Origin of the sequence: Mycobacterium sp. GA-0227b (assembly GCF_001499855.1) — a bacterium.
In the GTDB taxonomy this organism is placed as follows: Bacteria; Actinomycetota; Actinomycetes; order Mycobacteriales; family Mycobacteriaceae; genus Mycobacterium.
This window is the reverse complement of record NZ_LQIK01000007.1, coordinates 132,088-153,842: the sequence shown is the minus strand read 5'-3', so window position 1 is coordinate 153,842 and position 21,755 is coordinate 132,088. Positions and strand designations below refer to the sequence as shown.

At 69.4% G+C, this 21,755-nt stretch carries 20 protein-coding genes; 6 read left to right on the top strand and 14 right to left on the bottom strand.

The genetic code is table 11. The annotated features are described in order from the left end of the window. Window positions 1-6: 6 nt before the first annotated feature. The 9 genes from murD to AU185_RS08420 form a co-directional block, all read right to left on the bottom strand. Window positions 7-1,473: a UDP-N-acetylmuramoyl-L-alanine--D-glutamate ligase gene (murD, locus tag AU185_RS08460; protein WP_172800308.1), complete on the bottom strand. Its 1,467-nt coding sequence runs from the start codon at window positions 1,471-1,473 to the stop codon at window positions 7-9. After that, window positions 1,466-2,545 carry a phospho-N-acetylmuramoyl-pentapeptide-transferase gene (mraY, locus tag AU185_RS08455; RefSeq protein ID WP_059098929.1) on the bottom strand — a complete coding sequence of 360 codons (1,080 nt, stop codon included), beginning with the start codon at window positions 2,543-2,545 and terminating at the stop codon, window positions 1,466-1,468. Before mraY ends, murD begins: the two co-directional genes overlap by 8 nt. After that, window positions 2,542-4,083 (bottom strand): UDP-N-acetylmuramoyl-tripeptide--D-alanyl-D-alanine ligase, encoded by a 1,542-nt coding sequence (locus AU185_RS08450; protein WP_059098928.1) that lies wholly within the window; start codon window positions 4,081-4,083, stop codon window positions 2,542-2,544. The genes mraY and AU185_RS08450 overlap by 4 nt, the downstream gene beginning before the upstream one ends. Further along, window positions 4,080-5,603 carry a UDP-N-acetylmuramoyl-L-alanyl-D-glutamate--2,6-diaminopimelate ligase gene (locus tag AU185_RS08445; protein WP_059098927.1) on the bottom strand — a complete coding sequence of 508 codons (1,524 nt, stop codon included), beginning with the start codon at window positions 5,601-5,603 and terminating at the stop codon, window positions 4,080-4,082. Before AU185_RS08445 ends, AU185_RS08450 begins: the two co-directional genes overlap by 4 nt. Window positions 5,604-5,671: 68 nt before the next feature. After that, on the bottom strand, window positions 5,672-7,603 hold the full coding sequence (locus AU185_RS08440; RefSeq protein WP_059098926.1) for a peptidoglycan D,D-transpeptidase FtsI family protein: 1,932 nt from the start codon (window positions 7,601-7,603) through the stop codon (window positions 5,672-5,674). After that, window positions 7,600-8,688, bottom strand: coding sequence for a cell division protein FtsL (gene ftsL / locus AU185_RS08435; protein ID WP_082683797.1), 1,089 nt, complete (start codon window positions 8,686-8,688; stop codon window positions 7,600-7,602). Before ftsL ends, AU185_RS08440 begins: the two co-directional genes overlap by 4 nt. Continuing rightward, on the bottom strand, window positions 8,685-9,671 hold the full coding sequence (gene rsmH / locus AU185_RS08430; RefSeq protein WP_059098925.1) for a 16S rRNA (cytosine(1402)-N(4))-methyltransferase RsmH: 987 nt from the start codon (window positions 9,669-9,671) through the stop codon (window positions 8,685-8,687). Before rsmH ends, ftsL begins: the two co-directional genes overlap by 4 nt. A 145-nt stretch (window positions 9,672-9,816) precedes the next feature. Next, window positions 9,817-10,248 carry a division/cell wall cluster transcriptional repressor MraZ gene (mraZ, locus tag AU185_RS08425; protein ID WP_059098924.1) on the bottom strand — a complete coding sequence of 144 codons (432 nt, stop codon included), beginning with the start codon at window positions 10,246-10,248 and terminating at the stop codon, window positions 9,817-9,819. Window positions 10,249-10,541: 293 nt separating this feature from the next. After that, window positions 10,542-10,946, bottom strand: coding sequence for an SCO2097 family morphological protein (locus tag AU185_RS08420; protein ID WP_059098923.1), 405 nt, complete (start codon window positions 10,944-10,946; stop codon window positions 10,542-10,544). Between the two features lie 229 nt (window positions 10,947-11,175). On the opposite strand from AU185_RS08420, the gene AU185_RS08415 reads away from it, so the two are divergent. The 4 genes from AU185_RS08415 (at window position 11,176) to AU185_RS08400 (ending at window position 15,153) form a co-directional block, all read left to right on the top strand. After that, the gene (locus tag AU185_RS08415; RefSeq protein ID WP_059098956.1) at window positions 11,176-11,751 is read left to right on the top strand and encodes a GNAT family N-acetyltransferase; all 576 of its coding nucleotides are present in this window, start codon (window positions 11,176-11,178) and stop codon (window positions 11,749-11,751) included. A 72-nt stretch (window positions 11,752-11,823) separates the two neighbouring features. After that, window positions 11,824-12,459 (top strand): LppM family (lipo)protein, encoded by a 636-nt coding sequence (locus AU185_RS08410; protein ID WP_059098955.1) that lies wholly within the window; start codon window positions 11,824-11,826, stop codon window positions 12,457-12,459. A gap of 25 nt (window positions 12,460-12,484) precedes the next feature. Then, window positions 12,485-13,573: a bifunctional (2E,6E)-farnesyl/geranyl diphosphate synthase gene (gene idsA2 / locus AU185_RS08405; protein WP_059098922.1), complete on the top strand. Its 1,089-nt coding sequence runs from the start codon at window positions 12,485-12,487 to the stop codon at window positions 13,571-13,573. A 2-nt stretch (window positions 13,574-13,575) separates the two neighbouring features. Next, window positions 13,576-15,153, top strand: a complete 1,578-nt coding sequence (locus AU185_RS08400) for an alpha-(1->6)-mannopyranosyltransferase A (RefSeq protein ID WP_059098921.1) — start codon at window positions 13,576-13,578, stop codon at window positions 15,151-15,153. Here the strand turns inward: AU185_RS08400 and AU185_RS08395 are convergent. Beyond that, window positions 15,074-15,478, bottom strand: coding sequence for an Rv2175c family DNA-binding protein (locus tag AU185_RS08395; RefSeq protein ID WP_059098920.1), 405 nt, complete (start codon window positions 15,476-15,478; stop codon window positions 15,074-15,076). The two genes, AU185_RS08400 and AU185_RS08395, sit on opposite strands and share 80 nt — an antisense overlap. Before the next feature lie 67 nt (window positions 15,479-15,545). Here AU185_RS08395 and AU185_RS08390 point away from each other — a divergent pair, with 67 nt between their 5' ends. Next, window positions 15,546-16,736: a protein kinase domain-containing protein gene (locus AU185_RS08390; protein ID WP_059098919.1), complete on the top strand. Its 1,191-nt coding sequence runs from the start codon at window positions 15,546-15,548 to the stop codon at window positions 16,734-16,736. A 7-nt stretch (window positions 16,737-16,743) separates the two neighbouring features. Here the strand turns inward: AU185_RS08390 and AU185_RS08385 are convergent, their stop codons facing one another. The 3 genes from AU185_RS08385 to AU185_RS08375 are packed head-to-tail and all read right to left on the bottom strand — an operon-like array spanning window position 16,744 to window position 19,560. Further along, entirely contained in the window at window positions 16,744-18,129 is a 1,386-nt protein-coding gene (locus AU185_RS08385; RefSeq protein WP_059098918.1) for a class II 3-deoxy-7-phosphoheptulonate synthase, read from the bottom strand. A 34-nt stretch (window positions 18,130-18,163) separates the two neighbouring features. Beyond that, on the bottom strand, window positions 18,164-18,661 hold the full coding sequence (locus AU185_RS08380; protein WP_059098917.1) for a polyadenylate-specific 3'-exoribonuclease AS: 498 nt from the start codon (window positions 18,659-18,661) through the stop codon (window positions 18,164-18,166). Next, window positions 18,661-19,560, bottom strand: coding sequence for a hypothetical protein (locus AU185_RS08375; protein WP_059098916.1), 900 nt, complete (start codon window positions 19,558-19,560; stop codon window positions 18,661-18,663). The genes AU185_RS08380 and AU185_RS08375 overlap by 1 nt, the downstream gene beginning before the upstream one ends. A 111-nt stretch (window positions 19,561-19,671) precedes the next feature. On the opposite strand from AU185_RS08375, the gene AU185_RS08370 reads away from it, so the two are divergent. Continuing rightward, complete coding sequence (locus AU185_RS08370; RefSeq protein WP_059098954.1) at window positions 19,672-20,955, top strand: glycosyltransferase 87 family protein; 1,284 nt, start codon at window positions 19,672-19,674, stop codon at window positions 20,953-20,955. Here the strand turns inward: AU185_RS08370 and AU185_RS08365 are convergent. Next, window positions 20,952-21,677: a lysophospholipid acyltransferase family protein gene (locus tag AU185_RS08365; protein ID WP_059098915.1), complete on the bottom strand. Its 726-nt coding sequence runs from the start codon at window positions 21,675-21,677 to the stop codon at window positions 20,952-20,954. The two genes, AU185_RS08370 and AU185_RS08365, sit on opposite strands and share 4 nt — an antisense overlap. Between the last annotated feature and the right edge of the window lie 78 nt (window positions 21,678-21,755).

Here is a 21,755-nt window from a genome sequence, read left to right as displayed (position 1 = left end):
CGCCCGCTATCCGGACAGGGCGCGCACGGCGTCGGCGAACGCGTCGCCGCGGTGGCTGTAGCCGCTGAACTGGTCGAAGGAGGCGCCGGCGGGGGCCAACAACACGGTGTCGCCCGGGCGGGCGAGGTCCCGGGCCGCGCCGACGACCGCGGCCATGATCTCGCTCCCGGAGGAGGCGCCCGCGAGCGTGATCACATTGGTAACAGGACTAACTTCCGACCCAATTGTCCCTTGCACCCCAAAATCCTCCCCCGTCACAACCTCGATGACGGGGACATCCGGGGCGTGTCGCGATAACGCCTCGGCGATCGACGCCCGGTCCCGACCGATCAGCACCGCTCCGACCAGCCGATTCCCCATGGATGCGAGCAGCTCGTCGACCGATGCGCCCTTGAGCAGGCCGCCGGCGACCCACACCACTCGGGGGTAGGCGGCGATCGAGGCCCGGGCGGCGTGCGGGTTGGTCGCCTTGGAGTCGTCGACATAGGTGACCCCGTCGACCGTCCCGACCACCTGGGCGCGGTGCCTGCCGACCTCAAAGCCGGCCAACGCGTCGGCGATGGCGCCCGGCGCCACGTCGACCGCGCGGGCGAGGGCGGCCGCGGCCAGCGCGTCGAGCACCCCGACCGGTCCGGCCACCGGAATGGACGCCGCTTCGGCGAGCGCGACCCGATCACCGAACGCGTTGTCGACGAGCGTGCCGCCCACCACACCGAGTTCACCGGCGCCCGGTTCGCCGAGGCGGAAGCCGACGCGGGTCGCGGCGGCGGCGGTGTCGAGCAGGCCCGCGGCGACCGGGTCGTCGAGGCCGACCACCGCGACGCGCCCGTCCAGCACGCGGGCCTTGTCGCGTGCGTAAGCCGCCATCGAGCCGTGCCAGTCGAGGTGGTCCTCGGCGACGTTGAGCACCACCCCCGCGTCCGGCCGCAGCGACGGCGCCCAGTGCAGCTGGAAACTGGACAACTCGACCGCGAGCAGGTCGGAAGGCTCGGCCAGCACGTCGAGCACCGGGTTGCCGATGTTGCCGCACAGCACCGCGCGGCGCCCCGCCGCGATCAGCATGGCGTGCAACATCGACGTGGTCGTCGTCTTGCCGTTGGTCCCCGTGACCACCAGCCAGCGCCGCGGCGGTCCGAACCAGCCGGCCCGGTCCAGCCGCCAGGCCAGCTCCACGTCACCCCAGACCGGCACGCCGGCGGCCGCCGCCGCGACCAGAACCGGCGTGGTCGGCGCGAAACCCGGGCTGGTGACGACCAACGCGTAGTCGCCGATGTTCGCCTCAGCCTCGGCGGTCGTGACGACCGTCGCGGGCGTGATCAGCCGCTGCAACGCAAGCGGGTCGTCGTCGCAGATCGTCAGACGAACGCCGGTCGGCTCCAGCACGGCGCTCACCGAGCGGCCGGTGAGCCCGGCGCCGGTGACCAGCACACGGGCACCGGGTACCAGCGGCTCGATCCGGACCATCTCAGGCACCGACGGTGGTCAGCCACTCGCTGTAGAACAGCGCGACACCAAGCCCGCAGGCGATCGCGGTGAGCAGCCAGAACCGGATGATCACCGTGGTCTCCGCCCACCCGACCAGCTCGAAGTGGTGGTGGAACGGCGCCATCCGGAACACCCGGCGGCCGGTGGTGCGAAACGCCATGATCTGCACGACGACCGACACCACCTCGGCGACGAACAGCGCGCCGAGCACGACGGCCAGCATCTCGGTGCGGCTCGCTACCGACAGCCCGGCGATGATGCCGCCCAGCGCCAGCGATCCGGTGTCGCCCATGAAGATCTTGGCCGGCGCGGCGTTCCACCACAGGAAACCGATGCACGCCCCCGCGGTCGCGGCCGCGATGATGGCCAGGTCCAGCGGGTCGCGCACGTTGTAGCAGCCCAGCCCGGGGCTGGTCGCGCAGGCGTTGCGAAACTGCCAGAAGGTGATCAGCACGTAGGCCGCGCACACCATCGCCATCGCGCCCGCGGCGAGGCCGTCCAGACCGTCGGTGAAGTTCACTGCGTTCGACCAGGCGCTGACCACGACGACGCAGAACAGAACGAACAGCGCGGGCGGCAACGTGACGGTGGCGATCTCACGCACATAGGACAGTTCGGCGCTGCCGGGGGTCAACCCGTCGGCGTTGCGGAACTGCAGGGCCAGCACGCCGAACAGCATCGCGGCGGCCAGGATCCCGAGCGTCTTCGCGGTCTTGTTGAGGCCGAGGTTGCGCGAGCGCCGGATCTTGATCAGGTCGTCGACGAAGCCGACGACGCCGAGCGCGGTTGCCAGGAACAGCACCAGCAACCCCGACGCGGACGGGCCCCGGCCGTCCATCACGACGCCCACCAGGTGCGTGCCCAGGTAGCTGGCCCAGATGCCCGCGACGATCGCGACCCCGCCCATCGACGGTGTGCCGCGCTTCTTGTGGTGGGTCGGCGGCCCGTCCTCGCGGATCTCGTGGCCGAAGCCCTGCCGGGTGAACAGCCGGATCAGCAACGGGGTGAGCAGGATCGAGACCGTCAGCGCGATGCCGACGGCGATGAGGATCTGCCTCATGCGTGCGGGTCCCCGGTCTCGGCGGCCCCAAGATCAAGCAAAGCGTCGGCCAACGCGCCCAGCCCGGCCGCGTTGGAGGCCTTCACCAGCACCACGTCTGACGGTTGCAGTTCGGCGCGCAGGAGTGCCAGCGCCTCGTCGGCGTCGGCGACCATGGTGGCCTCAGCCCCCCACGATCCCTCCATCACTGCGCCGTGGTGCATGGCGCTCATAGCCCTCCCGGTTCCGACGACGACAAGTCGTGACACATCTAATCGCACGGCCAGTCGGCCGATGCGGTCATGCTCGGATATCGCGTCGTCGCCGAGTTCGGCCATCTCGCCCAGCACCGCCCAGCTGCGGCGTCGTCCCCCGCCTCCCCTACCCTCCGGGTGTGGGCCCACGCGCGCCATCGACGCCAGCGCCTTGAGGCCCGCGCGCATCGAGTCGGGGTTGGCGTTGTACGCGTCGTTGATGACCGTGACCCCGTCGCTGCGGGTGGTGACCTGCATGCGGTGCTTGGACACCGGCCCGGCGGTGGCGAGCGCGGCCGCGACCTGCTCGAGAGTGGCGCCGCACTCCAACGCGACGGCCGCCGCACACAGGGCGTTGGAGACCTGGTGATCGCCGTGCACGGAAAGCGCGACCTCGACATCTCGGGTCCCGGCGTGCAGGCTGAACCGCGGTCGGGCCAGCTCGTCGAGCGTGACCGCCTCGGCCCAGACGTCGGCGTCCCGACCGCCGGGCTCCCGGGACACCCGGACCACCCGCGCCTCGGTCTGCGCGGCCATCGCGGCCACCGCGCTGTCGTCGACATTGAGCACTACCGCCCCGGACGCCGGAACAGCTTGTGGCAGTTCGGCTTTCGTCGCCGCAATCGCTTCGCGGGAACCAAACTCGCCGAGGTGCGCGGTGCCCACGTTCAACACCACCGCGATGGACGGCGTGGCGATGGCGGCCAGCGCCGCGATGTTGCCGCGGTGGCGAGCCGACATCTCCAGCACCAGGAATTCGGTGGAGCGCGTCGCGCGCAGCACCGTCCAGGGGTGACCGAGTTCGTTGTTGAAGGAGCCCGGTGGCGCGATCACCTCGCCCAGCGGTGCCAGCACCGCGGCCACCAGATCCTTGGTCGAGGTCTTGCCGGACGATCCGGTGATGCCGATGATCGTGAGCCCGCTCTCGACGAGTTCCGCGGCGACCGCGGCCGCCAGCTTCGCCAACGCTGCCAGCACCGCTGCGCCGGAGCCGTCAGAGTCGTGCTCCAGCACGCCTGCGCCACGGTCGGATGTCTCGGGGGTCGGATCGACGACGATCGCGGGCACCCCGACCGGCCGCGCGGCGAGCACTGCGGCGGCGCCGGACGCCACGGCCGCGGCAGCGAAGTCGTGTCCGTCCGAACGGGCCCCGGGCAGCGCGAGAAAGAGGCCGCCGGGCGTGACGGCCCGCGAGTCGAACTCGACGCTGCCCGTGATCCGGGTGGATGAAGCGTCCTCGGCGGAGACGTCGGCGAGCCGGCCGCCGACGATCTCGGCGATCTGGGCGATCGTGAGGTCGATCATGGCCGGTGACCCGCTGCCTCGAGGGCGTCCGCCAGCTCCTGGCGGTCGTCGAATGGGCGGGTCACCCCGGCGCTGGTCTGGCCGGCCTCGTGGCCCTTCCCCGCGATCAACACGACGTCCCCGGCCCGCGCCCACGCCACCGCGTGAGCGATCGCCGCGCGGCGGTCCCCGATCTCGACGACCTTCGTGGACCCGGTCGATGCTCCCGCGACGATCGCCGCGCGGATCGCGGCGGGATCCTCGTCGCGAGGATTGTCGTCGGTGACGACCACCAGGTCGGCCAACTCGGCGGCGACGCGTCCCATCGGCTCCCGCTTACCTTGATCGCGGTTGCCGCCCGCACCGAACACCACCGCCAGCCGGCCTTCGGTCTGCGCCCGCAGTGTCTCCAGCACCGCCTGCAGCGCTCCGGGCTTGTGCGCGTAGTCGACCAGCGCCAGGAAGTCCTGTCCGCGCTCGACGGCTTCCATCCGGCCCGGCACGGTCGCGGTGCGCAATCCGGGCGCGGCCTGTTCGGGCGAGACCCCGACCGCGTCGAGCAGCGCGGCCGCGAGTAGGCAGTTGGCCACGTTGTAGCGACCCGGCAGCCCGATCCGCAGCCCGTGATGCACACCGGCGGGGTCGACCGCGAAGAACTCCTGCGCGTTGCGGTCGACGGTGCGGATGTCGTCGACACGCCAGTCGGCGTCGCGTCCGGTCGCACTGACGGTGACCGGGTCGCGCGCCAGCCTGGCCATCTCGCGGCCTGCGTCGTCGTCCACGCACAGCACGGAAACGTCTGCGCAATTGCGGGATTCGGGATCGAACAGCCGCGCCTTGGCTTCGAAGTAGTCGCGCATCGTCGGGTGGAAGTCGAGGTGGTCGCGCGACAGGTTGGTGAACCCTCCGACCGCGAACCGCACACCGTCGACGCGGCCCAGCGACAGTGCGTGGCTCGACACCTCCATCACGACGGTGTCGACCCCCTGCTCGACCATCACCGCGAGCAACGCTTGCAGATCAGGCGCTTCGGGCGTGGTGAGGGCACTGGCCTGATCGCGTCCGTCGATTCGGACGCCGACGGTGCCGATCAGCCCCGCCACCCGCTCCGCCGACCGCAGCCCGGCCTCCACCAGATATGTGGTGGTGGTCTTGCCGGAAGTCCCCGTGACCCCGATGACACGCAGCCGCTCGGACGGTCGTCCGTACACCGCGGCAGCCAACTCGCCGAGCACCGACCGCGGGGACGGGTGGATGAGGACGGGCACGTCCACCTCGGTTCCCACCAGCACCAGCCCGTCCGGATCGGTCAGGACCGCGGTCGCGCCGCGCGCGACGGCCTCACTCGCATGCCGCCCGCCGTGCGACGACGCGCCGGGCAGCGCCGCGAACAGGTCGCCGGGTTCGACGTCGCCGCTGCGCAACGTGACTCCGGTGATGCTGATCTGCGGCACAGGTCCGCCCCCGGCGGGCACCGCCTGGACCTGCTCGGCCAGTGGCCCGAGCGCCGGACCGGCGGGATGGCTGGGTCGCAGGTTCATGGCCAAGACACCCTACCGACCCGGCACTCTGGGCGCCCGCCGCATGTCGGAGGCCGTCGGCGCCGCCCTCAGGTGGCCTGCAGCGTCAGCCGTGGACCTGGGTCCGGCGAGAGCGGCACGTTCTCGCGCTGCAGCAGCCAGGACGTGATGTTGTGGAACAGCGGCGCTGCCGTCGTTCCAGGCTGGCCGTCGGCGGTGCGCTGCGGGTTGTCCATCATGATGCCGACCACGTAGCGAGGATCGTCGGTGGTGGCGATGCCGGCGAAGGTGATCCAGTAGACGTCGTCGTAGTAGCACCCGCACGCCGGGTTGATCTGCTGTGCCGTGCCGGTTTTCCCGGAGATCTGATACCCCTCGACGCCGGCCTGCCAGCCGGTCCCCTGCTGTTCGCCCGTGGGGTCGCGTTGCACCGTCGCCCGCAGCATCTGCCGCACTGTCTGCGCGGTCTTGGGCGACACCACCCGCACACCCTCGGGCCGCGGTTCGTCGGTGCGGGTGCCGTCGGGAGCGATGGTGGCCTTGACGATGCGGGGCGGGACGCGCACACCGTCGTTGGCGATCGCCTGATACATGCCCGTCATCTGCAGCAGCGTCATCGAAAGGCCCTGTCCGATGGGCAGGTTGGCGAACGTGCTACCCGACCACTGGTCGATCGGCGGGACCAGACCCGCGCTCTCCCCCGGCAGTCCGACCCGAGTGCGCTGCCCGAGACCGAACTTGCGCAGCATCTCGAAGAAGCGCTCGGGACCGAGACGCTGGGCCAGCATCAGCGTGCCCACGTTGGAGGACTTACCGAAGATCCCGGTGGTGGTGTAGGGCATCGTGCCGTGCTCCCACGCGTCGCCGACGGTGACGCCACCCATGTGGATCGACCCCGGCACCTGCAGCACCTCGTCGGGATGCGACAACCCGTACTCGATGACCGAGGCGGCGGTGACGATCTTGTTGACCGAGCCGGGCTCGTACGGAGACGACACCGACGGGTTGCCCAGTTCGCGGTCCTCCTGACGGCCGATGTCCTGACTCGGGTCGAACGTGTTGTCGTTCGCCATCGCCAGCACCTCACCGCTTTTCGCGTCCAGCACGACGGCCGAGACGTTCTTGGCGCCGGACAGGTTCTTGGCCTGCTGCACCTGCTGCTGAACGTAGAACTGGATGTCGTCGTCGATGGTCAGCATCACCGTGGAACCGTCGACCGCGTCGTGGCGGTTGCGGTAACTGCCCGGGATGACGACGCCGTCGGACCCGCGGTCATAGGTGATCGACCCGTCGGTGCCCGCCAGCACGGCGTCGAGCGAGTCCTCGAGGCCGAGCAGGCCGTGTCCGTCCCAGTCGATACCGCCCACGATGTTGGCGGCCAACGAGCCGCCCGGATACTGGCGCAGATCCTGGCGCTCCGAGCCCACCTCGGGGAACTTGGTGGTGATCGCGTCGGCGATCGCCGGGTCGACCGCACGCGCGAGGTAGACGAACGTCTCACTGCTCTTGAGCTTCTTGAGCACGGTGGCGGCGTCGGGCTTGTTGTTCAGCCGCGACGCCACCTCGGCGGCGATCTCACGCAGCCTGCGGTTCGGTTCGGGCGCCTCGGTGGATTTCGCCCTGGCCTCCTCCAACTGCTTGCGGACCTTGACCGGCTGAAAGGTCAGGGCGCGCGCCTCGATCGTGAAGGCGAGCTTGTCGTTGTTGCGGTCGACGATCGAACCGCGCACAGCCTTCTCGACGTCGACGACCTTGAGCTGGCCCGCGGCCTCGGCGCGCAGCCCCTCCGCGCGAGGCACCTGAAGGTTGAAAAGCTGACCGGCCGCGACGATCAGCACCAGGAAGATGACGGCGTTGCCGACCCGGTGCCGGAACACGAAAGACGCACTGCGCAAGCCGGTTCCGGCCATCGGCGCGCGGGTCCGGCGGGATTTTGCCGACCGTTCCTGCGAGACGGCGACGGACTTGCGGCGGGTGTCCGGCGCACCGCCATCGCGGCGCCGGCGCTCGCCGCGGCTCATGCTCCAGCGCCTGCCGGAGCCGGGACGGCGGGGCTGAACTGCTCGGCACCCGGTACCGGGCCCGGCAGCGGCTGCTGGGTGGGAACGTGCGGCGCGCCGAGCGGAGCGGCCTGCATGTGATCGCCGGGTGGGACGATCGGCGCGGTAGGCGGCATCGCGAGGGCGGGGCCCGGCAGCGGCGGCTGCCCCGGAAGCGCGTGCGGTGCCGCCGCGGCCGGCGGCACTGCCGTCGGCGGCTGTCCCGGAAGCACTGCCGTCGGCGGCTGTCCCGGAAGCACCGCCGTCGGCGCCTGTGCGCCCAGCTGCGGTTCCTCGCGGGACGGCATGCGGACGGTCAGCTCACGAGGCTCGACGACACGCGGCGCGGGCGGCCGCGGCGCCGGCGGCGGAGTCTCTTCGGGCAGTGGCGTGTTGAGCGGCGGCGGCGGAACCCCTTCGGCCGGCTTGGGAGTTCCGACCACTACCCAGTTGCCGGCGGGGTCCTGCACCAGGTGAGCGGTGTCGCGGGACGGGATCATCCCGAGCTCGCGGGCGGCTTCGGCCAACGCGGGCGCGGCCTGCGCCTCGAGCACATCACGCTCCAGCGCTTCCTTCTGTTGCAGCAGAGCCTGATTCGTCTCGCGGGCGTTGCCCAGCCGGTAGGACCGCTCCGCCGCGTCGGTGGACAACCACAGTGTGGTCCCGAGGCCGAATCCGAGCGAGCCGATCACGAGCACCACGAACGGCACCCTTGACATCAGAGCACGCGGATTCAGCTCTATCGAGGCCAGCTTGACGATGATGCGCTCGCGCAGCGGCGGCCGAACGACCTTCGGGGCTTTGGCTTTTCGAGCCTTGGCCCGCGCCTTGGCCTGGCTGGCGTTCTTCGGCCGGCCCGGCGCATCGGACGGACGCGGAATGGGATTGGTCTGCGGTCCGGAGCGTAGCGGTCGCTGCTCACGAGTGGGCTTGCGTCGCGCCTGCGCATCCCCCGAGCGACGCTGGGCACCCCGGGTGGGGCGCCGACGCTCGTCGCTGCCGCGCACCGGTGCACCTCGCCTGACCTGCTTGGTCTGCTTGGTCTGCTTGGTCTGCTTAACCTTCACCTGGCGGCCCCCACCTTCTCCAGTGCTCGTAGCCGCACGGGCGCGCTACGCGGGTTTCGTTCGATCTCCTCGGGAGCTGCGCGCTCGGCGCCGCGAGTCAGTGCGACGAACTCCGGGCCGTGACCCGGCAGCTCGACGGGAAGGCCGGGGGGTGTCCTGGACGCCGTGGCGGCCGTGAAGGCCGATTTCACGATGCGGTCCTCCAACGACTGGTAGGCCATCACGACGATGCGGCCTCCCGGGGTGAGCGCGCCCAGCGCCGCGGGCAACGCGGCGCGCAACGAGTCCAACTCGCCGTTGACCGCGATGCGCAGCGCCTGAAACGTGCGCTTCGCCGGGTGGCCGCCGGTGCGCCGCGCGGGCGCCGGAATCGCCTGATAGAGCAGCTCGACCAGCTCGCCGGTGGTACGGAAGGGCTGGCGGGCGCGACGGCGGACCAGCGCAGCGGCGATCCGGCCGGCGAAGCGCTCCTCGCCGAACTCACGCAACAGCCGGGTCAGCGACTTCTGGTCGTAGGTATTGACGACGTCCGCGGCCGTCAGCTCCGCGTCGGGATCCATCCGCATGTCCAGCGGCGCGTCCGCCGCGTAGGAGAACCCGCGCTCGGTGCGGTCCAGCTGCATCGACGACACGCCGAGGTCGAACAGCACACCGTCGGCTTTGCCTGCCCCCCAGGCGGTTTCGCCGAGGGCCGTGGCGATGCCGTCGTAGCGGGTGCGCACCAACGTCACCCGGTACGCGAACCGCGACAACCGCTCCCCCGCGATCCACAGCGCGTCGGGGTCGCGGTCGAGGCCGATCAGTCGCAGCCCGGGCAGTTCGGTCAGGAACCTCTCGGCGTGTCCGCCCGCGCCGAGGGTTGCGTCGACGAGCAGCGCTCCCTCACCGGATGAGCTGTCCCGCGTCAGCGCGGGTTTGAGGAGTTCGACGCAGCGGTCCAGCAGGACCGGGACGTGTCCGTGGTCTCCGCTGCGCCGTTCCATGGCCTTCCCTCCGTTCCACGCCCCTGCATCGGGGTCCCTGTCCGAGAGCGCGGACCTGGCGTTGGGGAAGTACGCCAGGGCCGGTTCGGGCAGAGACCGCGATGCACGGGCCAGATGTCGGCCGCTGTGCCGGTCGACCGCCGGATCAGATGATGTCGTGCAGAGCTTCATCGGTGGCCGCGGAGAAGTTCTCTTCGTGGGTCTGCTGGTACTCCTGCCATGCTGTCGAATCCCAGATCTCCAGGTAATCGACCGATCCGATCACCACGCAGTCCTTCGACAGGTTCGCGTAGCGACGGTGATCGGCCGACAAGGTGATCCGGCCTTGCGCATCCGGGTGCTGTTCATCGGTGGCGGCGGCCAGGTTCCGCAGGAAAGCGCGCGCTTCGGGATTGCTTCGCGATGCTTGCGACGCCCGTCGTGCCAGCTTCTCGAACTCGGCGCGCGGGTACACGGCGAGGCTGTGATCTTGACTCTTGGTGACCATCAACCCTCCTGCCAGCGCGTCGCGGAACTTGGCGGGCAGCGTGAGCCGCCCTTTGTCGTCGAGTTTCGGCGTGTAGGTGCCGAGAAACATCTCGCCGACCTCCCTGCCGCCCGGAGTCCCGGTCGCTCCGGTGTCTGCCACTTTACCCCACAATCCCCCACTCTCCACCATTTAGAGCGGGCAATTCTGTCGGTGGCCCCACTCCGGCCCCAAACGGCAGAAGTAACTAGATCCCTCGCGGCCGGGCGGCCGTCGCGCTGGGCAGGGAAAATCGCTGCTAGACGCCGCGCGGCGCAGTGGTGGGGAACAGTGGGGCGTGATGGCCCGCCCGCCCACGAAAAAAGGGGCAGCCCCTTACGGGCTGCCCCTGCGTCGGCGGGTGACTACTCGTCGAAGCGGCGGCGGAACCGGTCTTCCATACGACTGGCGAACGATCCGCCCGAACCCTTGCTGCGCTTCTGGCGCGGGGCGCCGGGCTCGGGAGCCGAGCGGTCGCGGCCACCGGGTACACGCGGGCCGGTGATCGCATACACGACACCGCCGAACATCACGATGAAGCCGAGGACCGAGAGCACCGGGAAGCCACTGATCTGGGTGGCCGGGAACGCGACACCCGACACCAGCATCGCGAGGCCGATCACGAACAGCGCGGCGCCTTGCAGTCGGCGTCGGGTCGAGGGAGCGCGCAGGGTGCCGCCGCGAACACTCGAAGCGAACTTCGGGTCCTCGGCATAGAGCGCGCTCTCGATCTGGTCGAGCATGCGCTGCTCATGATCGGAGAGTGGCATTCGTCCCTCCCTCGGAAACCCTGGGCCGACTGCCGGCCGTCTCGAAGTCCAAACTCGTCGGCGCCCGCCTTCCGGGCACCTAACAGTCATGATACGAGGTCGATCTGAGCCGTACCACCTAGTTCGACGCCCGATTGTATGACGTGACACCGCCGTTTGGAGAGCGCGGGCGGCTGCGCTCGATAATGGTGTGGACGACACCGCAAGGCACGCGGAGAGGCAGGCACAGTTGGCGACATTTCTGATCGATCTGTCGCCGAGCGATATGCAACGCCGGCTCGGTGACGCGCTCGCTGTCTACGTCGATGCGATGCGCTATCCACGCGGCACCGAGGACCAGCGGGCGTCGATGTGGCTCGAGCACACCCGCAGGCCGGGATGGAAGGCCGTCGCCGCCGTCGAGGGCCTTGACGCCGATCCGTGCAGCGCCGCCATTCTCGGCGTCGCCTACGGCTACTGCGGGGCACCGGATCAGTGGTGGCAACAGCAGGTCGTGGCCGGGCTGCAGCGCGTGGGAGCGGACCGGGCGCAGATCGCAGAGTTGATGACGAGCTACTTCGAACTCACCGAGTTGCACATCCACCCGCGCGCTCAGGGCCGTGGGCTCGGTGAGGCGCTGGCCCGCAGGCTGCTCGCCGGCCGAGAGGAGTCCTACGTGTTGCTGTCGACGCCGGAGATCAACGGCGAGGCGAACCGGGCGTGGCGTTTGTACCGCAGGCTGGGGTTCACCGACGTCATCCGCGGCTACCACTTCGCAGGCGATCCGCGGGCTTTCGCGATCCTGGGCCGGTCACTGCCACTGTGATCCGGCATCTGGCACGATGACCTCGTGCTGGCCCGCCATCGCAGCAACAGAACCCGGTTGCTCGCGCTCGTGATGCTGACTCTCGTCGTGCTGCCGACGGCCGTCGGCTGCGTTCGGGTGCGGGCGTCGATCACGGTGTCCCCCGACGACCGGGTGTCCGGGCAGATCGTCGCCGCGGCCAAACCGCGGAACGCCGACGACAAGGGCCCCCAGCTGCTGAACAACCTGCCGTTCGCCAACAAGGTGGCGGTCTCGGAGTACAGCCGCGACGACTACGTCGGTTCCCAGGCGGTGTTCTCCGACCTCACCTTCGCCGAGCTGCCGCAGTTGGCCAACATGAACCGCGACGCCGCGGGTGTCGACATCTCGCTGCGCCGCGCCGGCGACCTGGTGATCCTCGAGGGGCGCGCCGACCTCACCTCGCTCAACGACCCGGAGGCCGACGTGTCGCTGACGGTGTCCTTTCCCGGCGAGGTCACCTCGACCAACGGCGACCAGGTCTCGACCGAGATCGTCGAATGGAAGTTGCGGCCCGGCGTCGTCAGCACCATGAACGCCCAAGCCCGCTACACGGACCCGAGCGCCCGGTCGTTCACCGGCGCGGCGATCTGGCTGGGCCTGGGCTCGTTCCTGGTGGCCGGCATCATCGGCGCGTTGGCCTACATGAGCCGTGATCAATCGCCGCGGGTGGGCGACGCCCGCGATTAGACAGAGAAAGGGGCGCCCGCTGAGCGTGCATGCCGCGGCACCGTCAGCCGTCGAGTTGGCCGGCGCCGTCACCGACCAGCTGCGCGGTCTACTGCAGGACCGGCGCAGCGAATGCGCATACATGGGCGATGATTACGCCGAACTGACCGCGGCGCTGGAGGAATTCGTGCTGCGCGGCGGCAAGCGGCTGCGGCCCGCCTTTGCGTACTGGGGTTGGCGGTCGGTCGCCGATCGGTCCGAGGACCCGCTCGACCCGGATGTGTTGCGGTTGTGCTCGGCGCTCGAACTGCTGCACGCGTGCGCGCTGGTGCATGACGACGTCATCGACGCGTCGGCCACGCGCCGCGGTCTGCCGACTGTGCACCGGCTGTTCGCCGAGCGGCATCGCGCGCACGGCTGGCACGGCTCGGCCGAGCAGTTCGGCATGTCGGCGGCGATCCTGCTCGGTGACCTTGCGCTGGTGTGGGCCGACGACGTCGTCGCGACGGCCGAGCTGTCCGCCGACGCGGCGCGGCGGGTGCGACGGGTGTGGGCCGCAATCCGCACCGAAGTGCTCGGCGGCCAGTACCTCGACATCGTCGCCGAGGCCAGCGGCGCGCAGTCGGTGGCCTCGGCTCTGACGGTCAACATCTACAAAACCGCGTCGTACACGATCACCCGGCCGCTGCAACTCGGCGTCGCTGCTGCCGCCGACCGCCCGGACGTCCAAGACGCCTTTCACGATCTCGGCACCGACCTCGGCGTGGCGTTCCAGCTGCGCGACGATGTGCTCGGGGTGTTCGGCGACCCCGCGGTCACCGGCAAGCCCTCCGGCGACGACCTGCGGGCGGGCAAGCGCACCGTGCTGCTGGCCGAGGCGGTCGAGCTGGCCGAGAAGACCGACCCGGTGGCCGCCAAGCTACTGCGCACCTCCATCGGCTCTGACCTGTCCGAGGCCCAGGTCACAGAGCTGTGCGGGGTGATCGAATCGGTCGGTGCGCTCGCCGCGGTGGAGAGCCGCATCGAGGAGCTCACCCGCCAGGCGCTCGACACCCTCGACGCCGCCGACATCGACGCGCACGCCAAGGCGGGACTGTCCGAGCTGGCCCGGCTGGCCGCGAATCGAACCGCGTGAGCATGACCGCCCAACCGTCGCCGCGGCAGACGAAAAGCAGTGTGACCCAACACTTCTCACGGCTGACCTCGTTCGCGACGTCGCCGCAGGCCCAACCCGCCCGGCTCGGTTTCGTGGGCGCGGTGCTGATCACCGCCGGCGGTCTGGGCGCGGGCAGTACCCGACTGCACGACCCGCTGCTGGAATCGCTGCACATGTCGTGGCTGCGGTTCGGACACGGCTTGGTGCTGTCGTCGATCCTGCTGTGGGGCGGCGTGGCGCTGATGCTCGCGGCGTGGCTGTGGTTGGGCCGCGAGGTGGTCAACCGCACCGCGACCGAATACACCATGGTGGCGACGACCGCCTTCTGGCTGGCTCCGCTGCTGCTGAGCGTCCCGCTGTTCAGCCGCGACACCTATTCCTACCTCGCGCAGGGCGCACTGCTGCGCGACGGGCTCGACCCGTACGCCGTCGGCCCTGTCGACAACCCGAACTCGTTGCTGGACAACGTCAGCCCGATCTGGACCACCACCACCGCGCCGTACGGCCCGGGCTTCATCCTCATCTCCAAGTTCGTCACGATGCTGGTCGGCGACGACGTGGTCGCGGGCACGATGCTGCTGCGGCTGTGCATGCTTCCCGGCCTGGCACTGCTGATCTGGGCCGCGCCGCGCGTCGCCCGCCATATCGGCGCCGACGGCGCGACCGCACTGTGGATCTGCGTGCTCAACCCGCTGGTGATCATCCATCTGATGGGCGGCGTGCACAACGAGATGCTGATGGTGGGCCTGATGATGGCGGGTATCGCGTTGACGTTCAATGGCCGCCATCTGTGGGGTGTGAGCCTGATCGCGGTCGCGGTCGCGGTGAAAGCGACTGCCGGGCTGGCGCTTCCGTTCATGGTGTGGGTGTGGGCCCGCAATCTGCGTAGCGGGCGCGGCTTCTCATCGGTCAAGGCGTTCGTGGTGGCGACGGTGGCATCGGCGCTGATCTTGTCCGCGGTGTTCGCGGTGCTGTCCTTCGCGGCCGGGGTGGGGCTGGGCTGGCTCACCGCGCTGGCCGGATCGGTGAAGATCATCAATTGGCTGACGCTGCCGACCGCCGCGGCGAACCTCATCAACGTCTTCGGCGGATTGTTCCTGCCGGTGAACTTCTACGCCGTGCTCGACGTCGCCAGGATCATCGGGATCGTGGTCATCGCGGTGTCACTTCCGTTCGTGTGGTGGCGATTTCGGCACACCGACCGGGAGGCGCTGACCGGTATCGCGGTGGTGATGTTGATCGTGGTGCTGTTGGTCCCCGCGGCTCTGCCCTGGTACTACACCTGGCCGCTGGCGGTGGTGGCGGCACTGGCTCAGAGCCGTCGGTCGATCGCGGTGATCGCGGGCCTGTCCACGTGGATCACCGTGATCTGGAAACCCGACGGGGCTCACGGCATGTATTCGTGGGCGCATGTGCTGTTGTCCGTGGCGTGCGCCGCGGTGGCGTGGTATTCGCTGTACAAAGCGCCACCGCGAGCCGTCAATAGGCCATCGCCTGAGCCCGGCGCACCACCTCACGGGCCTGATGCGAGTGAAGAGCGTCAACCGGCCGGGCATTAGCCAACGCGTCGGTGGTGCCGTCGCGCCTGATCGTCAGCGATGCGTCGGGGGTGAACAGCCAGCGCACGATCTCGGTGTCGTGGTAACCGCCGTCGCGCAGCACGACCAGTAGACCGGGCAGCGCCTTGACGACGTGGCCGGTGGCGTCGAAGAAGATCTTCGGGACCACCACCGCGCCGTGTCGGCGCACGCCGATCAGATGGCCGTCGCGCAGTTGCTGATGCACCTTGGTCACCGCCACGCCGAGCATCTCGGCGACGGTGGGCAGGTCGTAGACGTCCTCGGCCGGGTCGAGGACGTCCTCCGCGGCCGGAATACTGCTCACGGCACCGAGTCTAAATCCGGTCGCGCCCGGCCGGAGGCGCGAAATAGACGAGATCGCCCTCCGTAACATGTCTTCGGTGGATGCCTACCCGCACACGGACCCGCTTCTCGGGGACGTGCTCGACGGTCGGTACCGCGTCGACACCTTGATCGCCACCGGGGGCATGTCCGCGGTCTACCGTGGGCTCGACCTACGCCTCGATCGGCCCGTGGCGCTCAAGGTGATGGACGCGCGGTACGCGGGCGACACACAGTTTCTGACGCGGTTTCAGCGTGAGGCACGCGCGGTCGCCCGGTTGACCGATCCCGGCCTGGTCGCCGTGTACGACCAGGGCGGCGGAGGTGTAGGCGGCCATCCTCCCTTCCTGGTGATGGAACTCGTGGAGGGCGGCACGCTTCGCGAACTGCTGCGCGAGCGCGGACCGATGCCCCCGCATGCGGCCGCGGCGGTGCTGGCGCCGGTCCTCGGCGGACTCGCGGCGGCGCACCGGGCGGGCCTGGTGCACCGCGACGTCAAGCCCGAGAACGTGCTGATCTCCGACGGTGGCGACGTCAAGATCGCCGACTTCGGGCTGGTGCGCGCGGTTGCCGAGGCGAAGATCACCTCCACCAGCGTCATCCTGGGCACCGCGGCGTATCTGTCGCCGGAACAGGTCAGCACCGGTGACGCCGACCCACGCAGCGACGTCTACGCGGTCGGGATCTTGACCTACGAACTGCTGACCGGCCATACCCCGTTCGCCGGCGACACCGCGCTCGCGGTGGCCTATCAGCGGATGGACAACGACGTGCCCGCCCCGAGCTCGACGATCGCCGGCGTCCCCGCACAATTCGACGACCTGGTGGCTCGGGCCACCGCCCGCGACCCCGCCCACCGCTACGCCGACGCTGATGAGATGGCCGAACACCTGGAAGCGATCGTCGACGCACTCGGGTTGCCGCCGTTCCGGGTGCCGGCTCCCCGCAATTCCGCCCAGCATGCGTCCGCGGCCCTGGAGACCGCCACGGCGCAGACGGCGATTCCACCGGCGCCGCGCCAGCAGACCCGAACGCTACCGCGCGACGACTGGCCGGCCCCCGAACCCGAATTCCAACCGGTGTCGGCGCAGTTCGCTGGCATCGACCTCGACGAGTTCTATTTGGCCCGGCAGCGCGCTCGGCGCACGCTGCTGTTCTGGGTCGTCGCCGTATTGACGCTGACGGCGCTGATCGCGGCGGCGGCGTGGACCGCGGGCAGCAACCTGCCCAACCTCTTCTAGCCGCGATCTAGTCGCGCAGCATCTCCGCAACCAGGAACGCGAGTTCCAGGCTCTGCTGGGTGTTCAACCGCGGGTCACAGGCGGTTTCGTAGCGCCCGGCGAGGTCGGAATCCGAGATGTCCTGCGCTCCGCCGAGACATTCGGTGACGTTCTCACCGGTGATCTCGACGTGGATGCCGCCGGGGTGGGTGCCCAACGCCCGGTGCACCTCGAAGTAGCCCTGCACCTCGTCGACGATCCGATCGAAGTGGCGGGTCTTGTAGCCGGTGGAGGACTCGTGGGTGTTGCCGTGCATCGGGTCGCACTGCCAGATCACCTGATGGCCGGTGACCTGCACCTTTTCGATGATCGGCGGCAGCAGATCGCGCACCTTGTTGTTGCCCATGCGGGTCACCAGCGTCAGCCGGCCCGGCACGTTGTTCGGGTCCAGCCGCTCGACGTACTCGACCGCGAGTTCCGGTGTCATGGTCGGGCCGAGCTTGACGCCGATCGGGTTCGCGATCACCTCGGCGAACGCGATGTGGGCGCCGTCGAGTTGGCGGGTGCGCTCGCCGATCCACACGTAGTGCGCGGACAGGTCGTAGAGCTTCGAGCCCTGCTCCGTCTCGGACAGGCGCAGCATCGCGCGCTCGTAGTCGAGCACCAGCGCCTCATGGCTGGCGTAGATCTCGGCGGTCTCCAGGTTTCGGTTGTCGACACCGCAGGCGCTCATGAACGTCAGCGCGCGGTCGATTTCACCGGCCAGCGCCTCGTAGCGGGCGCCCGCGGGTGAGGTGCGGACGAACTCGCGGTTCCAGTCGTGCACCTGATGCAGCGACGCGAGACCGGACCCGGTCAGCGCTCGGACCAGGTTCATCGCGGCGCTCGCGTTGGCGTAGGCCCGCACCAGCCGCGACGGGTCGTGCTCACGAGCCGCGGCCTCGGGCGCGAAGCCGTTGACCATGTCGCCGCGGAAGGACCGCAGCCCGAGAGCGTCGATGTCGGCCGAGCGCGGTTTGGCGTACTGGCCCGCGATACGCGCAACCTTGACGACCGGCACGCTGGCGCCGTAGGTCAACACCACCGCCATCTGCAGCAACGCTCGGATGTTGGCCCGGATGTGGGGTTCGGTGTTGTTGACGAACGTCTCGGCGCAGTCGCCGCCCTGCAGCAGGAACGCCTTGCCGCACGCCACGTCGGCCAGCAGACCCTTGAGCCGCTCGACCTCGGCGGGCACGGTCACCGGCGGGACACTCTCCAGCACGGTGCGCATGTTCTTGGCCGCATCGGCGTCCCAGCTCGGCTGCTGAACCGCGGGCTTGGCGAGCGCGGCGTCGAGCCGTTGCCGCAGTTCATCGGGCAGTGGCGGCAACGGTGGCAACTGGTCGATGGGTACGTCGACGGTCCAGTTCACCCGTTCATGGTAGCGGCCCGCGACATCTGCTTTCTCACCGTTGGGCGGACCCTTCGCCGGTGGTCATCAGCTGAAACCGCCGCAGATTGTGGCGAGCGTCGACCAGCGCATCGTGGGAATCCCGCGGCCGCGGCGGCATCCGCGGCGAACCGCGCTCTTCCCAGTACTGGCGCAACTCCCGGGTGAAACGCGGGATCGCCGGCGGAAGGTCGGTCATCGGGCCCCACAGCTGACACAGCACGACGTGGTCGTAGGCGCCCACCCAGGCCCACAACTCGATCGGCTCGTCACCGTCGACGCCGAAGAAGTCCTCCAGCTCCGAGCGGATCTGGCGCCGCGAACGCCACAGCTGCGAGGCCGGCGGCGGAAGCTTGGGCAGCACGTGCTTGCGCACCCAGCTGCCCGCCCGCTCGGGGTTGAATTCGGTTGACACTGCGTAATATTCGCGGCCGTCCTCTGCGGCCACGCCGATCGATATCAATTCGATCGTGCGACCGTTGTCGATGAACTCGGTGTCGTAGAAGTAGCGCACTAAGCGGGTTCCTTTTCGGTTTCCGCCGCGACCGACCGGTCCTTCGGCGCCGGAGCGGCGCGGATTTCGCGGTCGAGTTGCTCGTCGACCTCCGCGTCGTCCGGGAACTTGGGCATGCCGGCGACGGCGTCCTGCAACCACAGCTTGGCCTGCACGACGGGCCGCCGCAGCCACCGCTCCCGTTCCAGCGCCCGGTGCATCTTGCGGGGCCGGTTGGTATAGCGCCAGCGCGCCCACGGCGCATGCGGGCGGGACAACCGGATCGCGCCGACCACGAGCAGCGGTGTGAGGAACATCCCGATCAGCCCGGTCCACACCTTGCCCTTGAGCAGCACGACGACGGCAAGCAGCAGGGTCAGTACCGCCGCCGCGATCACGCCCGCCCGCGCGAGCAGATTGTGGTCGTTGCGCCAGATGTCGATGTCGAAGAACGACAGCGGGTTGAAACCGAGGATCAGCAGGCCGGCGACGGCGACCGCGGCGAACACCGCATCGACCGAGGTCCGGCCGTCCTCGGCCCAGTACACGTCCTCCAGATGCAGGATCAACGCGAACTCGTCGAGGACCAGCGCCGCACCGATTCCGAAAAAGATTGCCGCCGCCGTGAATTCGGGTACTCCCCCGTCAACCGCCAACGTCACCATCGTCACACCGGAGACCATGACCAGGACCACACCGATCACCACGTGGTGGATATGCAGCCCACTGCCCTGTGCCGCCGAAACAGAGATGTTGCGCGGCTGCCACCACTTGCGTGGCGCAGTGCTGTTCTGGTGGCTGCGGATGTACCGCACGATCGTGCGGGTCACGAAGAACGTCAGGATGAACGCGACCAGGCAGAACACGAGCGGCACCCGCGCCGGGGGGACGGCGAAGTCGAGGTGGATGTCCGCGAGCACTCAGAAAACCTACGCCGCCCACTGCGGACGCGAGGAGCGCAATGACCTGCGCGTGTCGTGGCCGGGATACCGGCCGACCTGCCGGTGCACCCCGATAGTCTGGTCGATGACATGAGTATGTGGCGGTCGCCCGGCGGGGCTGGTTGGGGGCCAACGCTCGCCTGGCGGCTGTTCCAGTTGCTCACCGTGGCCGCGTTGGCCTGGGCGGGTTGGCGGTTGCTCGGCGCGGTCCCCTACCGCATCGACGTCGACGTCTACCGGATGGGCGGACAAGCCTGGCTGGACGGTCGACCGCTCTACGCCGACGGTGCGATGTTCCACACCCGAGGCGGGCTGGACCTGCCGTTCACCTATCCGCCGCTGGCCGCCGTGGCCTTCTCCCCGTTCGCGTTGTTGTCGTTGGAGGCGGCCAGCGCCGCGATCACCGTGACCACGCTGGTGTTGCTGATCGTCGCGGTGACGATCGTGCTTCACCGGTGCGACGTCTGGCCCGAGACCACGGTGACCGGCGAACCCGCGTGGCTGCGGCAAGCGTGGCTGGCCGCGGCCGTCGTCGCACCGGCGGTCGTCTACTTGGAGCCCATCCGGTCGAACTTCGACTTCGGGCAGATCAACGTGGTGTTGATGACGCTGGTGATCGCCGATTGCGTGCCGCGCCGGACACCGTGGCCGCGGGGCATGCTGCTCGGGCTGGCGATCGCGCTGAAACTCACCCCGGCGGTCTTCCTGCTCTACTTCCTGCTGCGCCGCGACACCCGCGCATTGCTCGTCACCGCGGCGTCCGCCGTCGTCGCCACACTGGTCGGGGTCGCGTTCGCCTGGCGCGACTCGCTCGAGTACTGGACCGAGACGGTGCGCAACACCGATCGCATCGGCACCGCGACGCTGAACACCAACCAGAACATCGCGGGCGCGCTGGCCCGGCTCGGGCTGGGCGAAGGACCACGGTTCGTGCTGTGGGTAATAGCCTGTTTCGCCGTGCTGGGGCTGACCGTGTGGGCGGTGCGACGTGTGCTCAAGGCCGATCAGCCCGTCCTCGCCCTGATCTGCGTGGCCATGTTCGGGCTCGTGGTGTCACCGGTGTCGTGGTCTCATCACTGGGTGTGGGCGCTGCCCGCGCTGGTGGTCACGGCATTGGTGGCGTACCGAAGACGGCACGCGGCGCTGGCCGTGGTCGCGGTCGCCGGTTTGGCGTTGATGGTGTGGACGCCGATCACGCTGATGCCCGAACACAAGGAGACCGCGGCGTCGCTGTGGCGGCAATTGGCCGGCGGCTCGTACGTGTGGTGGGCGATCGCGGTGATCCTGGTGGCCGGCACGGTGGCGGGCGCGATCAAGCCGGCGCAGCGCAGCAGGCCGGTCGTCGACGCCGCGCCGGTGCCCGCGGTCAACTAACCGGCGGCTACTTCCGGCATGCGGGCCGACGGCTTCATCGCGTCGTCGGCCCTGCCCTCCTTGATGTCGGCGGCGTAGAGGTCGACGTACTCCTGACCGGACAACCGCATCAACTCGTACATCACCTCGTCGATGACCGCGCGCTCGATGAAGCGGTTGCCCGCCAGCCCTTCGAAGCGGCTGAAGTCCATCGGCTTGCCGAACTTGACCTGTACCCGACCGAAGCGCCACATCTTGCTGCCCGGCGGGTTGACGACGTCGGTTCCGATCATCGCGACCGGAATCACCGGCACGCCGGTCTGCAGCGCCAGCCTGGCCAGGCCGGTCTTGCCCTTGTAGAGCCGTCCGTCGGGCGACCGGGTGCCTTCGGGATACATCCCGAGCAGCTTGCCCTCGTCGAGGATGCGCTCGGCCGTGTTCAAGGCGCTCTGCGCGCTGTCGGCGTCGGCGCGGTCGATCGGCACCTGACCGGCGACGGTGTAGAACCAGCGGGTGAACCAGCCCTTGATGCCGGTGCCGGTGAAGTACTCGGCCTTGGCCAGGAACGTGATCCTGCGGCTGACCACCAACGGCAGATAGAAGCTGTCGGCGACCGCGAGGTGGTTACTGGCCAGGATCGCCGCACCGGAGTGCGGAAGGTGTTCGAGCCCTTCGACTTTGGGCCTACCCAGCAATGACAGCAGTGGACCCATGAAGATGTACTTGAACAGCCAATACCACATGGGCCCTCCCGGTGAGCGAACACCGGCCGGTGTTCTGCGACAACTTTACCCACGCACTGTGGATGCGACCACAGGAGC

Coding starts and splice junctions, on each gene's coding strand:
- AU185_RS08390 (WP_059098919.1), top strand. CDS start 15,546: ATGTCTTCGGTGGATGCCTACCCGCACACGGACCCGCTTCTCGGGGAC.
- AU185_RS08370 (WP_059098954.1), top strand. CDS start 19,672: ATGAGTATGTGGCGGTCGCCCGGCGGGGCTGGTTGGGGGCCAACGCTC.
- AU185_RS08450 (WP_059098928.1), bottom strand. CDS start 4,083: ATGATCGACCTCACGATCGCCCAGATCGCCGAGATCGTCGGCGGCCGG.
- AU185_RS08400 (WP_059098921.1), top strand. CDS start 13,576: ATGACCGCCCAACCGTCGCCGCGGCAGACGAAAAGCAGTGTGACCCAA.
- AU185_RS08445 (WP_059098927.1), bottom strand. CDS start 5,603: ATGAACCTGCGACCCAGCCATCCCGCCGGTCCGGCGCTCGGGCCACTG.
- rsmH (WP_059098925.1), bottom strand. CDS start 9,671: ATGGAACGGCGCAGCGGAGACCACGGACACGTCCCGGTCCTGCTGGAC.
- AU185_RS08365 (WP_059098915.1), bottom strand. CDS start 21,677: ATGTGGTATTGGCTGTTCAAGTACATCTTCATGGGTCCACTGCTGTCA.
- AU185_RS08420 (WP_059098923.1), bottom strand. CDS start 10,946: ATGCCACTCTCCGATCATGAGCAGCGCATGCTCGACCAGATCGAGAGC.
- mraZ (WP_059098924.1), bottom strand. CDS start 10,248: ATGTTTCTCGGCACCTACACGCCGAAACTCGACGACAAAGGGCGGCTC.
- AU185_RS08410 (WP_059098955.1), top strand. CDS start 11,824: ATGCTGACTCTCGTCGTGCTGCCGACGGCCGTCGGCTGCGTTCGGGTG.
- mraY (WP_059098929.1), bottom strand. CDS start 2,545: ATGAGGCAGATCCTCATCGCCGTCGGCATCGCGCTGACGGTCTCGATC.
- AU185_RS08440 (WP_059098926.1), bottom strand. CDS start 7,603: ATGAGCCGCGGCGAGCGCCGGCGCCGCGATGGCGGTGCGCCGGACACC.